Here is a 12,756-nt window from a genome sequence, read left to right as displayed (position 1 = left end):
TTCGGCTCCGAGAGGCGGCACGATGAGCTACGTCCCCGTTCCCTACGACCCTGAGCTGGCGGAAGGTCTCGCGGCGTTCCTGGCGACGGTCGAGAGCGTTCCGCTGCGCGCGGACACCATCCAGCGCAACCGCGAGATCTTCGCCGAGCTCATCCCGCCCATGGAGGCGATCGTCGCCGGCCGTCCCGTCGAGTGGTGGGACGTGGACGTTCCCGGCCCCGAGGGCGCGCCCGACGTCACCCTCACGGTCGTCCGTCCCAAGGGTGGGCCCGCGCCCGGCGCGGCGGCCGTGTACGAGATCCACGGCGGCGGGATGATCCTCGGCACCCGCTTCTTCGGCATCGAGGGCCTGATCCAGGCGGCCCTGGAGCACGGCATGGTCGGGGTGACGGTCGAGTACCGGCTCGCCCCGGAGCACCCGGCCCCGGCGGCGGCCGAGGACTGCTACGCGGGCTTCGTCTGGACCGCCGGGCACGCCGAGGAGCTGGGGTTCGACCCGGGGCGGCTGCTCGTGTCCGGCTTCAGCGCGGGCGGCGGGCTCACGGCGTCCGTCGGCATCATGGCCCGCGACCGGAACGGCCCGGCCGCCGCCGGGCTCTACATCGGCGCACCCATGATCGACGACCGGAACTCGACCGTGTCGAGCCTCCAGTACGACGGCATCGGCGCCTGGGACCGCAACAACAACGACACCGCCTGGACCGCGGTGCTCGGCGACCGGCGGGGCGGCCCGGACGTGCTGCCGCACGAGGTCCCGGCGCGCGCGGCCGACCTGTCGGGGCTGCCGCCGGTCTTCATCGAGGTCGGGGCCGCCGAGGTGTTCCGGGACGAGGCGGTCGAGTTCGCCACGCGCATCTGGGCGACCGGCGGCCAGGCGGAACTCCACGTGTGGGCCGGCGGCCACCACGGCTTCAACGTCACCCCAGCCGCCCGCGTCTCCCGCGCCGCCCTGGAAACCAAACTCTCCTGGCTCCAACGCACCCTGGCCATCTAACCCCCCTGTCCCCCGGACGGCGCGCCCGAGGGACGACGGGCCCGAGGGACGCGGACATCTCCCTCCCCATCACCCCGGGCGCCACCCTCCGAACGACACCAGGAGGACAGCCGGATCGGAGCGGCGTAGGCACCCCCACGTCCCCACCGCCCCAGAGGCCCTCCACACGACGCAAGAGACGGCGGATCGGAGCGACGTGGGCATTCCGCCCCCTCCTCACCACTTCGTTCGCGGGGCGGCGGGCGGGAGGTTACGGGGTCAGGGTGCGGGTCAGCCAGGAGAGGCGGGTGGCGAGGGCGGCGCGGGTGATCTCGTGGTCCGGGGCGAAGATGTCGAAGCCGTGGAAGGCGCCGTTCCAGATGTGCAGTTCGGCCTGCCCGCCGGCCGCCCAGATCCGCGTGGCGTACGCGACGTCCTCGTCGCGGAACAGCTCGGCGGCGCCCGCCTCGATGAACGCGGGCGGCAGCCCCGACAGGTCGGCCGCCCGCGCCGGGGCCGCGTAGCAGGGGACGCCGGCGTCCGGGTCGCCGGCCCGCTCGCCGAGCAGGGCCCGCCAGCCCAGCAGGTTCAGGGCGCGCGGCCAGGTGCCGAGGCCGTCGTACTGGTGGCTGGAGACGGTGGTGTTGAGGTCGTCCAGCATCGGGCACAGCAGGAGCTGGCCAGCCAGGCGCGGGCCGCCTCGGTCGCGGGCCAGCAGGGCGACCCCGGCCGCCAGGCCGCCGCCGGCGCTGCCGCCCATGACCACCACGCGCCCGGGGTCCACGCCGAGCTCGGCGGCGTGCCGCGACATCCAGGCCAGTCCGGCGTAGCAGTCCTCGACCGGCGCCGGATGGGGGTGCTCGGGGGCCAGGCGGTACTCGACGTTGACGGCGACGACGCCCAGCTCCTCGACGAGCGCGACCAGGCGCGGCGTGTCCATGGCCCGGTGGCCGGTGATCATGCCGCCGCCGTGGATGTTGTACAGCCCGGGGGCCGGGGACCGCAGGCGGCGCGGGCGCAGCACGGTGATCTCCAGGTCCGGCGCGCCGGACGGGCCGGGGACGAGCAGCTCCTCGGCGTCGATCTCGCGGTCGCCGATCACGTCGGCGACCGTCGGCATGGGCATGGCCGCCCCGGCGGCGCGCATCAGGGGGATGGTCTCCAAGGTGGGGGCGGGCCCGTCGGGCCGGGGCATGCCGTCCAGGACGGCGGCCATCGCCGGGTCGAAGGGCACAGGGGTGGGGGGCATGGTTCTCCTGGTCACTGCGGTTCTGCGAAGGTGAGCGCCCGTGCCGGGTTCTCGACCATGATCTTGTGGATGGCCTCGGAGCTGACGCCGAGGCGGCGCAGGGCGGGCAGGAAGTGCCGCGGGATGTAGTCGTAGCCCTTGCCGCCGTACCGCTTGAGCTGGATCTTCTGGCACACGTCGTGACCCAGCACGATCTGGCCCGCGTAGCCCCGTTCGACCAGGTCGGCGATGCCGCGCAGGACCTTGTGGTCGCTGCCCAGGACGAGGTGCCCCCACGGGCTGCCCGGCGCGGCGAGGAAGTCGAACTCGACGAAGACGCCGCGGGCCAGCAGCCGCTCGGCGAACTCGGGTCCGGACAGGACGTCCGCGCAGTGCCCCAGGACGACGCTGCCGGGGGCGACGCCCTCCTCCTGGAGGATGTCGAGCACCCGGAACTTCTCCTCGCCGACGCCGCCGACGTGGAAGGTGACCGGCGCGCCGGTGACGCGGGCGGCCCGCCCGGCGGCCCGTACGCTCTTCAGCTCGCCGCCGGTCAGCGGCGACGACTCCGCGCCGACCTCGCCGATGATGCCCGCGCGCACGCCGGTGCCGTCGGCCCCGAGCACGACGTCGCGCACGATGACGTCGGCCAGCTCGTCGACCGTGCGCTGGTCCATGTCGGCCGGATGGAACGCCGGGGTGTACCAGCCGCCGCCCATGACGATGTGCATCCCGCCGGCCCGGGACAGCCGCAGCAGCGCCTCGGGGTCGCGGCCGAGGCCGATGGGCGAGACCTCGACCATGGTGCGGCCGCCGCTGTGGGCGAAGGCGAGGGTCTCGGCGAGCATCTCGTCGAAGTCGCCCAGCAGGTCGTTGTCGGCGTTCGGCCCGCCGTGGCGGGTACGGGCGAGGTTGGCCAGGGTGAGCGGCTCGGCCGCCGCCGGCGCGTCCTCGCCGGGCCGGCGGGACCGGGCGGGCCTGCGCAGGTCGATGAAGATGTGCTCGTGCATGGACGTCTGCCCGAGCAGCGCCGGGTCCACCGGGCCGGCGACGGTGAGCGCCTGCCCGGCCAGGTTCGGGATGGGGAAGGGGTAGCGGCTCACGAGCCCGCCTCCTCGCTCCGGAGCGCGAGCAGCCGCCGCGGGTTGCGCACGGTGAGGGTCTCGATCAGCTCGTCGTCGGCGCCGAGCATCCTCAGGTAGGGCACGAACTGCCGCAGGACGAAGGCGTAACCGCCGCCGCCGTACGCGAGGAGCTCCGACTTGGCCCGTACGCCCTGCGACAGCAGCAGGCGTCCGGCGTGGCCGCGGCGGGCGAGTTCGAGCACGGCCGCGGCGACGTCCTGGTCGTCGGAGACGCTGAGCGCGGTGGGCAGCCTGCCGAGCCGGTCGAACTGCACGAAGACGCCGCGGCCGAGCAGCGGTTCGAGGTCGTCGGGCCGCGGGGAGAGAGCGTCGCAGTGGCCGACGGCCACCCGCGTGAGGTCCGTGCCCTCCTCGGCGAGCACGTCGAGGACGCGCTGCTGGACGGCCGGGTCGTCGTTGCGGGCCAGCGAGACGGCGGCGCCGGTGGCCGCCGACGCGCGGGCCGCGGCGACCAGGAACGCGCGCTCGGCGGGCACGCCGGGGTCGAGCGCGGCCAGCTCGCCGATGATGCCGGCCCGCACGCCGCGCACGCCCTCGGTGAGCTCGCGAACCAGCTCCTCGGTCAGCTCCCCGGCCAGCGCGGCGACGTCCCGGGCGGAGGTCAGAGCGGCGACGTCACGGGCCGAGGTCGGCGCGGCAGCCTCCCGGGCGGCAGGGGCGGCAGGGGCGGCAGGGGCGGCGGGGTGTGCGGGGCGTGCGGGGTGGTGCCGGCCGCAGCCCATGACGATGGTTACGCCGGTCTCCTCGGCGAGCCGGCGCAGCCCGGCCGGGTCGCGGCCGAGCCCGTCGGTCGTCAGGTCCACCACCGTGCCGCCGCCGGCCTCCCGGAACGCGGCCAGCTCGGCGGCGGCCAGGCCCGCGTCGCCGAGCAGCAGGTCGTCCCGGTTGACGGCGCCCATGCCGACCTCGCCGAGCAGGTCCATCGTCAGCGGCGCGCGGTAGAGCCACAGGGCGCCGGCCGCCGTGGGACGGGTGCGGCCGGTGCGCGCCCAGGACTCGGGCGTGTCGTCGGGCGGGGCGAAGTCGCTCAGCAGGTGCTCGTGCGGCAGGACCGCGCCCAGCGAGGTCGCTGGGACCTCGCCGGTGACGGCCACGACCGTGGCATCGGTGGTGGACACACGAGCAATATAGCCCCAGAGCGTCTACAAGTGTAGATAAAAGCCGTCCACCGTCCGCGGAACGCCGAGCGGGTTGGCCTCGCGCAGCTCCGGCGGCAGGAGGGGGTCGGGGGTGTCCTGGAAGCACACCGGGCGCAGCCAGCGCTCGATCGCGGTGCCGCCGACCGAGGTCGAGGTGCTGGTCGAGGCCGGGTACGGCCCGCCGTGCTGCATCGCGGGCGCGACCGACACGCCCGTGGGCCAGCCGTCAACGACGACGCGTCCGGCCAGCCCGGCGAGCCTGGCCACCAGGCCGGCCGCCGCGCCCTCGCGCTCGTCGGCCCCCAGGTGGGCGGTCGCGGTGAGGTTGCCGGGCAGCGCGTCGAGCACCGCGTCCCGCTCGGCCTCCGAGCCGTACCGGGCCACGACGGTGACCGGCCCGAAGCATTCCTCCAGCAGCTCGGCGTGGGCGTCCCCGTCCGCGAGCCGCTCGGCCGCCACGGTCAGCACGCCCGGACGGACGGCCAGCGGCGCGGCGTCGTCCTCGCCCGCGGCCAGCACCTGCCTGACCCCGGGAAGCTGGGCGCGGGAGCGCACGCCGTCCAGGAAGGCCGCCCGCATGCGCGGGTCGAGCAGCGGTCCGGCGGGCACGGTGGCCGCGACCACGGCGTCGAGCACCGCGTCGCCCGCCGGGCCCGCGGGCAGCAGGACCAGGCCCGGCTTGACGCAGAACTGGCCGAGGCCCTGGGTGTAGGAGGCGGCCAGGCCCGCGCCGATCTCGGCCGCCCGGGTCGCGGCGGCCCGCTCGGTCACCACGACCGGGTTGAGGCTGCCCAGCTCGCCGTGGAACGGGATCGGCCGCGGACGGGCGGCGGCCAGGTCGTGCAGCGCCCGCCCGCCGCGTACCGAGCCGGTGAAGCCGACGGCGGCGGTCAGCGGGTGCCGGACCAGCTCCGGGCCGGCCGCGAAGCCGTGCACCAGGCCCACGACGTCGGCCGGCAGACCGGCCTTCTCGGCGGCGGCGCGCAGCGCGCGGGCGGTCAGGACGCTGGTCGCCGGATGGTCCGGATGCGCCTTGACCACGACCGGGCACCCGGCGGCCAGCGCGCTGGCGGTGTCGCCGCCCGGCACGCTGAAGGCCAGCGGGAAGTTGCTCGCCGCGAACACCGCGACCACGCCCAGCGGCACCTTGTAGCGCCGCAGGTCGGGGCGGGGGGCCGGGCGGGCGGCCGGGTCGGCGTGGTCGATGATCACGTCCAGGAAGGCGCCCGACTCGGCCACGTCGGCGAAGGCCCGTAGCTGGTAGCAGGTGCGGGCCAGCTCGCCGGTGAGGCGGACCCTGCCGAGGGCGGTCTCCGCGTCGGCGGTCGCGATGATCTCCTCGCCGCCCTCCTCCAGCAGCGCGGCGGCGGTACGCAGCAGGTCGGCGCGTACGGACCGGTCGGCCAGCGCGGGGGCGGCGGCGGCAGCGGCGCGCACGGCGCGGTCCACGTCCTGCGGCGTCGACTCCGCCGCGACGCGCTCGCGGGCCTGTCCGGTACGCGGGTCGACGCTCAGCACGTCACTCACGGTCTCGTCCTCTTTCATGGTCTTCGTCGGTGTTGTCGGCAGGGTGGTCGTCGGCGAGCGCGGCCAGCTCGCCCAGGGGCACCGGGGCCGCCAGGCTCCGGGTGGACAGCGGGCGCAGGTCGGCGGCCGTGCTCTCGCGGCTGCTCAGGCAGGCCGCGACACCGGCGGTGGCGAACCCGCACACCCGTCCCTGGCACCAGCCCATGCCCGGCCTGGCCAGCATCTTCAGCGTGCGCGGGTCGTCGGCGCCCAGGTCGTCGTGGGCGCGGCGCAGGTCGCCGTAGGAGACCTCCTCGCAGCGGCAGACCAGCGTCTCCTCCCGCAGCCAGGACGTCCAGGCGCGCGGCACGGGGTAGGTCCGGTGCATGGCCGCGGCGAAGCGCCGCCCGCGGGCGATCGACCGGCGCAACCGGCCCATGAGCGCCGGGTCGGCCCGGCGGCCCAGCGTACGGGCCAGGGCCAGGGCGCTCAGCCGCCCCTCCTGCCGGGCCAGGACGGCGCCGCCGACGCCGGTCGCCTCGCCCGCGACGTACAGGCCGGGGACGTCGGTGCGCTGGAAGGCGTCCACGGTCACGACGAGCGAGCCGTCGACGTCCTTCCTGGTGCCGGCGCCGAGCATGAGCGGCAGTTCGAGGGACGGCGTGAACCCCCAGCCGAGCGCGACGAGGTCGGCGGGGATCTCGCGGGCCGGCCCGGCCGGGCGGCCGTCGCGGCCGAGCCGGGCGAGCCGGACGGCCTCGACCCGGTTCTCCCCCAGGATCTCGGTGACCACGGTCCCGGTGCGGTACGGCACGCGGTGACGGGCCATCAGCGCCGCGTACTGCACCGCCTCCAGCCCCTTGGCCGGCACGGACGCGGCGCCGCGCAGCTCGCGCAGCCAGCCGAGCGTGGCGTTGGCCTCGGCGACCGCCGCCACCCGCGCCCCGGCCGCGGCCAGGCCGGTGGCGACCGGCAGCAGGAACGGCCCGGTCCCGGCGACGACCGCGCGGCGGCCGGCGAGCGTGCGCTGCCCCTTGAGCAGGGCCTGCACCCCACCGGCGGCCATCACGCCGGGCAGGTCCCAGCCGGGGACGGGAAGCTGCCTGTCGTAGCCGCCGGGGCACAGGATCAGCGCGCGGGCGGTCACCGTGGCGCCGGCGGCCCCCTCCTCCGGGACTGTGGGGGTGGTGCGCAGCGTGAACGTGCCCGCGTCGTCCCGGGCGGCCAGCCAGACCTGGTGGCCGGGCAGGTAGCGGATCCGTCCGGCGGCGGTCAGGGCGCGCAGCCGGTCGCGCAGCCGGGTGAAGACGGGCCAGTCGTGGTGCCCGGCGGCGTCCTCGGGGCGGGCGTGGCGTTCGTCGTAGTGCCGCCAGAACTGGCCGCCCGGCTGGCGGGCGCCGTCCACGAGGGCCACGTCCAGCCCGGACCCGGCGGCCTCGACGGCGGCGGCCAGTCCGGCCGGGCCCGCGCCGACCACGGCGACGTCGTGCGTCTCACGCATGGGGGCCTCCCGGCTCGCCGTCTTCCCGGGCGGGGGCGTCGTCGCCGAGGCGCATGCCGTCGCGCGCCGGGACCAGGCAGGCGCGCTGGTCGGGGACGCCGTCGACGGTGATGAGGCAGTCGAAGCAGATGCCGATGCCGCAGAACAGCCCGCGCGGCCGACCGGCCCCGCGGGTGGTGCGCCAGTCGAGGATGCCCGCCGCGACCAGGGCGGCCCCGACGCTCTGCCCCTGCTCGGCGGGAACGCTCGCGCCGCGGAAGGTCATCTGGTGGGTCATCGGGGCCCCTCCTCGGTCGCGGCGGACCCGGTGCCGGAAAAGCGGTCAGAAGCGGACAAGTGGTCGGTGCCGGAAGAGCGGTCGGGGGCTGGGAAGCGGTCGGGGGCGAAGGGCTTGAGGTCGAGGTCCGGGGTGCGACCGGTGAGCGCCTGGGCGACGAGCTTGCCGGTGCCCGCGGACAGTCCGATGCCCGCCCCCTCGTGCCCGCAGGCGTGCCACAACCCGGGCGCGCGCGGGTCGGGCCCGATCACCGGCAGATGGTCCGGGCAGTACGGCCGGAACCCCAGGTACGTGCGCATGGCCCGGACGTCCCGCAACATCGGGAACAGCGCGATCGCCTTGGCCGCCAGCGCGCCGGCCGCCCGCGGGGAGAACGTGCGGTCGAAGCCGACCCGTTCCCTGGAGGCGCCGATGAGGATCGTGCCGCTGCCGGTGCCCTCCACGACGGGCGAGGTCTGCAGGGCGGCGTCGGAGCTGGCCACGTCCCCGACGTACTCGGCGGCGTAGACCTTGTGGCGGATCGTCCGGGGCGGCATGGGCTGGGTGACCAGCACGAACCCGCGTCTGGGCAGGACGGGCACGTGCACCCCGGCCAGGGCGGCGACGTCGCCTGCCCACGTGCCGGTCGCGTTGAGCACCGCCCCGGCGGGCACGTCGCCGGCCGTGGTGCGCACGCCGGTGACGCGGCTCCCGTCGCGCAGGAAGCCGGTGACGCCGGTACGGGTGCGCACCTGCGCGCCGTGCGCGCGGGCCAGCCGCAGCAGGTGGGCGACCACCAGCATGGGCTGGACCTGGGCGTCCTGGGGGTAGAAGGCGGCTCCGGCGAGCCCGGGCGCGAGGTGCGGCTCGTAGTCGCGCAGCTCCTGCGCCGCCACGTCGCGCACCTCGACGCCGTGGCGGCGCTGATGCTCGCCCAGCTCGCGCAGCGAGGCCAGACCGGCCCCGGACGACGCGACGACCAGCCCGCCCTTGGCCTCGAACTCCCACAGCCCGGCGTGCTCGGCCAGGTCCTCGCGCCACACCCGCTGGGAGTAGAGCGCGAGGTCGAGCTCGGGCCCTGCCTCCTTGTCGGACACGAGCAGATTGCCCTCGCCCGCGCTGGAGGTGCCCCCGGCGATGGCTCCGCGCTCGACGACCACCACGCGCAGCCCGGCCCGCGCGGCGAAGTACGCGCCGGCCGCGCCCACCACGCCGGCGCCGACCACGACGAGGTCGGCGCTCACGGCGTGCCCTTCGCGCCGCCCGCCCGCGGGCCGCGTGCCTGGGCGGGACGGCTCACAGCAGGAACCCCGCCGGGAAGGGGTCGGTCGGGTCGAGGTGGAACTGCGAGGTGCCGGTGACCCAGGCACGGCCGGTGATCGAGGGCAGCACGGCGGGCAGCGGGCCGACCGCGGTCTCGCCGAGCAGCCGTCCGGTGAAGCGGGTGCCGATGAACGACTCGTTGACGAAGTCCTCGCCGAGGGCCAGCTCGCCCCGGGCGTGGAACTGGGCCATCCGGGCGCTGGTGCCGGTGCCGCACGGCGAGCGGTCGAACCAGCCGGGGTGGATGGCCATGGCGTGCCTGGACAGCTGGGCCGTCGAGCCGGGTGCGGCCAGGTAGACGTGATGGCAGCCGTTGATGTCGGGCCGCTCGGGGTGGACCGGGCGGTCGTGCTCGTTGACGGCGTCCATGATCGCGAGCCCGGCCGACAGCAGGTCGCCGGCGCGGGCCCGGTCGAAGGGCAGCCCCAGCTCGGCCAGCTCGACGAAGGCGTAGAAGTTGCCGCCGAAGGCCAGGTCGTAGCCGATCTCCCCGAAGCCGGGCACCTCGACCTTGCGGTCCAGCGCGTACGCGAAGGAGGGCACGTTCTGGATGGTCACCGAGGTCGCCGCGCCGTCCTCGACCGCCACGGACGCCACCACGAGCCCGGCCGGCGTGTCGAGCCGGATCGTGGTGACCGGCTCGACCACGGGCACCATCCCGGTCTCCACCAGGACGGTCGCCACGCCGATCGTGCCGTGGCCGCACATCGGCAGCAGCCCGGAGACCTCGATGAACAGCACGCCGTAGTCGGCGTCGGGCCGGGTGGGCGGCTGGAGGATCGCCCCGCTCATCGCGGCGTGGCCGCGCGGCTCGTACATGAGCAGCGTGCGCACGTCGTCGCTGTTCTCCATGAACCACAGCCGGCGCTCGGCCATGGTCTCCCCCGGGATGGCGCCGACGCCGCCGACGATCACGCGGGTGGGCATGCCCTCGGTGTGGGAGTCGACGGCGTGGAAGGTGCGACGTGATCTCACTTGTAGCCCTTTTCCAGGACGGCCTCGGTGTCGGCGGTGATGCGGGCGACCAGCTCGGGCGCGAGCGGCAGGCGCGGCGGACGGCAGGCGCCGCCCCTGCGCCCGGCCAGGTCCATGGACAGCTTGATCGACTGCACGAACTCGGGCTTGGAGTCCCAGCGCAGCAGCGGGTGCAGGTCGCGGTAGACGCGCAGCGCCTCGGGCAGGTCGGCGGGGTCGCCGGAGGTGGCCAGCCGGTACAGGCGGGTCGTGGACTGCGGGATCATGTTCGGGTACCCGGCGATCCAGCCGACGGCCCCGGCCAGGCCCAGCTCCAGCAGCACGTCGTCGGCCCCGATGAGCAGGTCCAGCTCCGGCGCCAGCTCGGCGATCTCGTAGGCCCTGCGCACGTCCCCGGTGAACTCCTTGACGCCGACGATCAGGCCCTCGTGGTACAGCTCGGCCAGCAGGTCGGGGGTCAGGTCGACCTTGGTGTCGAACGGGTTGTTGTAGGCCACGACCGGCAGCCCGGCCTTGGCGACCTCCCGGTAGTGGGCGACGACGGCCTCGCGCGGGGCCCGGTAGGCGTTCGGCGGCAGCAGCAGCACGGACGTGGCCCCCGCCTCGGCGGCCTGGTCGGCCCACCGGCGGGCCTCCATGGCGCCGTACGCGGCCACGCCCGGCATGACGCCGAACCCGGGCGGCGCGGCCTGGACGGCCGTCTCGACGACGCGGGCCCGCTCCTGCGGCGTGAGCGTCTGGTACTCGCCCAGCGAGCCGTTGGGCGTCACACCGTCACAGCCGCCTTCGGCCAGGAATCGCACGTGCTCGGCGAACCCGTCGTAGTCCACGGAGAGGTCGTCGGCGAAGGGCAGGGCCGTCGCGACGTGGATGCCGCGCCACGGCGTGGCGGAGGTGGTCATGCTGAGGTCTCCTCACATGGGGATATTCGAGAGATTATGCGGTGCAATGTCACAGCGACTACCTACCCGGCGGCCATCCACTTCTCCAGGCCGCCGGCGTCCAGGGGCAGCGCGGCCGACAGCACGTCGGCGCCCTGCTCGGTGACCACCAGGTCGTCCTCGATCCGGACGCCGACCCCGCGCAGCTCCGGCGGGACGGTGAGGTCGTGCGGGTGGAAGTACAGGCCGGGCTCCACGGTGAGCGCCATGCCGGGGGCCATGACGGCGTCCTGGTAGGACTCCTGGCTCGCCCGGCCGCAGTCGTGCACGTCCAGGCCGAGGTGGTGGCCGACGCCGCAGACCAGGTAGCGGCGGTGGTGCTGGCCGGCGTCGGACAGGGCCTCGTCCACCGAGACCGGCAGCAGGCCCCAGTCGGCCAGGCCGTGCGCGACGACCTCCATGGCGGCGTGGTGGAAGTCGCTGAAGCGGCGGCCGGGTGCGACCGCGGCGAGCGCGGCCCGGTGGGCGCGCTCGACCAGGTCGTGCACCTGCCGCTGGGCCGGGGTGAAGCGGCCGGAGACGGGGAAGGTGCGGGTGACGTCGGCGGTGTAGCAGCTCTCCGCCTCGACGCCGAGGTCGAGCAGGAGCAGCTCGCCGGGGGTCACCGGGCCGTCGCAGCGCACCCAGTGCAGGGTGGGCGCGTGCGGGCCGGAGCCGACGATGGAGGGGTAGCCGGGGCCGTTGCCGTAGGCGCGGGCGTACCGGTCGAAGGTGCCCTGGAGCCACCGCTCGCCGCGTCCGGCCACGGCCGCGGGGATCTCGCGGACGACGGCGGCGAAGCCCTCGACGGTGCGGTCCACCGCCTCGCGCAGCTGGCCGAGCTCCCAGTCGTCCTTGTGCATGCGCAGCTCGGCCAGGACCCGGGCGGCCTCCTGGTCCTCGGTCACGTCCGCGGTCAGCTCGGCCAGCGGCCGGACCCGCACCCCGAGCGCCTTCGCCCAGTCGTCCAGGCCGGGCGCGGCGCCCACCCACAGCTCGCCGTACCTGGAGTCGGTGAAGAACGCCGGGTCGCCGGGGCGGGCGGGCGGCGGCACGTAGAGGGTGGCCTCGGCCCCCGCCAGCACGACGACGGCGTTCTCGATCTGGCAGCCGGTCACCCAGACGAAGTCGCTGGCGGCGCGGAAGTCGTAGGCCATGTCGTTGCTGCGGATCGGGGCCTGCCCCGCGGCCAGCACGACGGTCCGGCCGGGCAGCGCCTCGGCCAGCCGCGCCCGGTGGGCGGCGGCGGCCTCGGCCGCGCCGGGCACGACCCGCGGCGTGCGGTCGGCGCTGCCCCAGCCGGTGTTCATGTACGCGGTGAAAGCGGGGATCTCGGACAGCTTCGGGGGCCTGCCGTCGCGCACCGGGGATCACTCCTTCCATAGGGCTCAGTAATGTGTGGCATTGCACTGAACATTAGGACGGCGGGAAGCCGCCGCCAAGAGGTGACCAGAAAAATCCGCATATCGTGACAAAGGCTCGGCTACTCTGCGGGAGCCACGCGATCAACACGCACACGGAGCCCCCCGCTGCGGAACGAGCACGGCGGGACGAGAGACGGGAAGAACGATGACCTCTTGGATCCTCATCGTCGTCGGCGTGCTGCTGGCCCTGGTCGGCGGGCTCTGGGCGCTCCAGGGACTGGGCGTGGTGGGCGGCAGCGTGATGACCGGCGACGCCACCTGGGCGGTCATCGGTCCGGTGGTGCTGCTGGTGGGCGTCGCCGTCGTGGTGATCGGCCTGCGCCTGCGCCGCTCGCCGTCCCGCTGATCGCGGCGCCCCGGCCCGGG

General features: G+C 75.4%; 12 protein-coding genes. 2 read left to right on the top strand and 10 right to left on the bottom strand.

The window, feature by feature from the left end; genetic code table 11:
- Nucleotides 1-22: 22 nt before the first annotated feature.
- Entirely contained in the window at nucleotides 23-994 is a 972-nt protein-coding gene (locus ACIBST_RS28450; RefSeq protein WP_397176020.1) for an alpha/beta hydrolase, read from the top strand.
- A gap of 250 nt (nucleotides 995-1,244) precedes the next feature.
- On the opposite strand, the gene ACIBST_RS28445 is transcribed toward ACIBST_RS28450, so the two are convergent.
- From ACIBST_RS28445 to ACIBST_RS28400, 10 genes are all read right to left on the bottom strand, one after another.
- Nucleotides 1,245-2,222, bottom strand: coding sequence for an alpha/beta hydrolase (locus tag ACIBST_RS28445; protein ID WP_397176018.1), 978 nt, complete (start codon nucleotides 2,220-2,222; stop codon nucleotides 1,245-1,247).
- An 11-nt stretch (nucleotides 2,223-2,233) separates the two neighbouring features.
- Complete coding sequence (locus ACIBST_RS28440) at nucleotides 2,234-3,304, bottom strand: phosphotriesterase (protein WP_397176016.1); 1,071 nt, start codon at nucleotides 3,302-3,304, stop codon at nucleotides 2,234-2,236.
- Nucleotides 3,301-4,464 (bottom strand): phosphotriesterase, encoded by a 1,164-nt coding sequence (locus ACIBST_RS28435; RefSeq protein ID WP_397176015.1) that lies wholly within the window; start codon nucleotides 4,462-4,464, stop codon nucleotides 3,301-3,303. The genes ACIBST_RS28440 and ACIBST_RS28435 overlap by 4 nt, the downstream gene beginning before the upstream one ends.
- A gap of 24 nt (nucleotides 4,465-4,488) precedes the next feature.
- Nucleotides 4,489-6,012: an aldehyde dehydrogenase (NADP(+)) gene (locus ACIBST_RS28430; protein WP_397176013.1), complete on the bottom strand. Its 1,524-nt coding sequence runs from the start codon at nucleotides 6,010-6,012 to the stop codon at nucleotides 4,489-4,491.
- The gene (locus ACIBST_RS28425) at nucleotides 6,005-7,492 is read right to left on the bottom strand and encodes an NAD(P)/FAD-dependent oxidoreductase (protein ID WP_397176011.1); all 1,488 of its coding nucleotides are present in this window, start codon (nucleotides 7,490-7,492) and stop codon (nucleotides 6,005-6,007) included. The genes ACIBST_RS28430 and ACIBST_RS28425 overlap by 8 nt, the downstream gene beginning before the upstream one ends.
- On the bottom strand, nucleotides 7,485-7,769 hold the full coding sequence (locus tag ACIBST_RS28420; RefSeq protein ID WP_397176010.1) for a (2Fe-2S)-binding protein: 285 nt from the start codon (nucleotides 7,767-7,769) through the stop codon (nucleotides 7,485-7,487). The genes ACIBST_RS28425 and ACIBST_RS28420 overlap by 8 nt, the downstream gene beginning before the upstream one ends.
- Nucleotides 7,766-8,992 carry an NAD(P)/FAD-dependent oxidoreductase gene (locus ACIBST_RS28415; RefSeq protein ID WP_397176009.1) on the bottom strand — a complete coding sequence of 409 codons (1,227 nt, stop codon included), beginning with the start codon at nucleotides 8,990-8,992 and terminating at the stop codon, nucleotides 7,766-7,768. The genes ACIBST_RS28420 and ACIBST_RS28415 overlap by 4 nt, the downstream gene beginning before the upstream one ends.
- Before the next feature lie 52 nt (nucleotides 8,993-9,044).
- Nucleotides 9,045-10,046 (bottom strand): proline racemase family protein, encoded by a 1,002-nt coding sequence (locus ACIBST_RS28410; protein ID WP_397176007.1) that lies wholly within the window; start codon nucleotides 10,044-10,046, stop codon nucleotides 9,045-9,047.
- The gene (locus tag ACIBST_RS28405) at nucleotides 10,043-10,948 is read right to left on the bottom strand and encodes a dihydrodipicolinate synthase family protein (RefSeq protein WP_397176005.1); all 906 of its coding nucleotides are present in this window, start codon (nucleotides 10,946-10,948) and stop codon (nucleotides 10,043-10,045) included. The genes ACIBST_RS28410 and ACIBST_RS28405 overlap by 4 nt, the downstream gene beginning before the upstream one ends.
- A gap of 62 nt (nucleotides 10,949-11,010) precedes the next feature.
- Nucleotides 11,011-12,330, bottom strand: a complete 1,320-nt coding sequence (locus ACIBST_RS28400) for an aminopeptidase P family protein (RefSeq protein WP_397176003.1) — start codon at nucleotides 12,328-12,330, stop codon at nucleotides 11,011-11,013.
- A gap of 205 nt (nucleotides 12,331-12,535) precedes the next feature.
- Between ACIBST_RS28400 and ACIBST_RS28395 the strand changes: the two genes are divergently transcribed.
- On the top strand, nucleotides 12,536-12,736 hold the full coding sequence (locus ACIBST_RS28395; protein ID WP_357979852.1) for a hypothetical protein: 201 nt from the start codon (nucleotides 12,536-12,538) through the stop codon (nucleotides 12,734-12,736).
- The last annotated feature ends 20 nt before the right edge of the window (nucleotides 12,737-12,756 follow it).

Origin of the sequence: Nonomuraea sp. NPDC049684, assembly GCF_044465345.1 — a bacterium.
GTDB lineage: Bacteria > Actinomycetota > Actinomycetes > Streptosporangiales > Streptosporangiaceae > Nonomuraea.
The sequence above is the reverse complement of the archived record's forward strand: the minus strand, read 5'-3'. Positions and strand labels throughout refer to the sequence as shown.

What these genes read in the sequence shown, in the direction of transcription:
- ACIBST_RS28450 (WP_397176020.1), top strand. Translation starts at nt 23, where the DNA reads ATGAGCTACGTCCCCGTTCCCTACGACCCTGAGCTGGCGGAAGGTCTC.
- ACIBST_RS28445 (WP_397176018.1), bottom strand. Translation starts at nt 2,222, where the DNA reads ATGCCCCCCACCCCTGTGCCCTTCGACCCGGCGATGGCCGCCGTCCTG.
- ACIBST_RS28425 (WP_397176011.1), bottom strand. Translation starts at nt 7,492, where the DNA reads ATGCGTGAGACGCACGACGTCGCCGTGGTCGGCGCGGGCCCGGCCGGA.
- ACIBST_RS28420 (WP_397176010.1), bottom strand. Translation starts at nt 7,769, where the DNA reads ATGACCCACCAGATGACCTTCCGCGGCGCGAGCGTTCCCGCCGAGCAG.
- ACIBST_RS28405 (WP_397176005.1), bottom strand. Translation starts at nt 10,948, where the DNA reads ATGACCACCTCCGCCACGCCGTGGCGCGGCATCCACGTCGCGACGGCC.
- ACIBST_RS28395 (WP_357979852.1), top strand. Translation starts at nt 12,536, where the DNA reads ATGACCTCTTGGATCCTCATCGTCGTCGGCGTGCTGCTGGCCCTGGTC.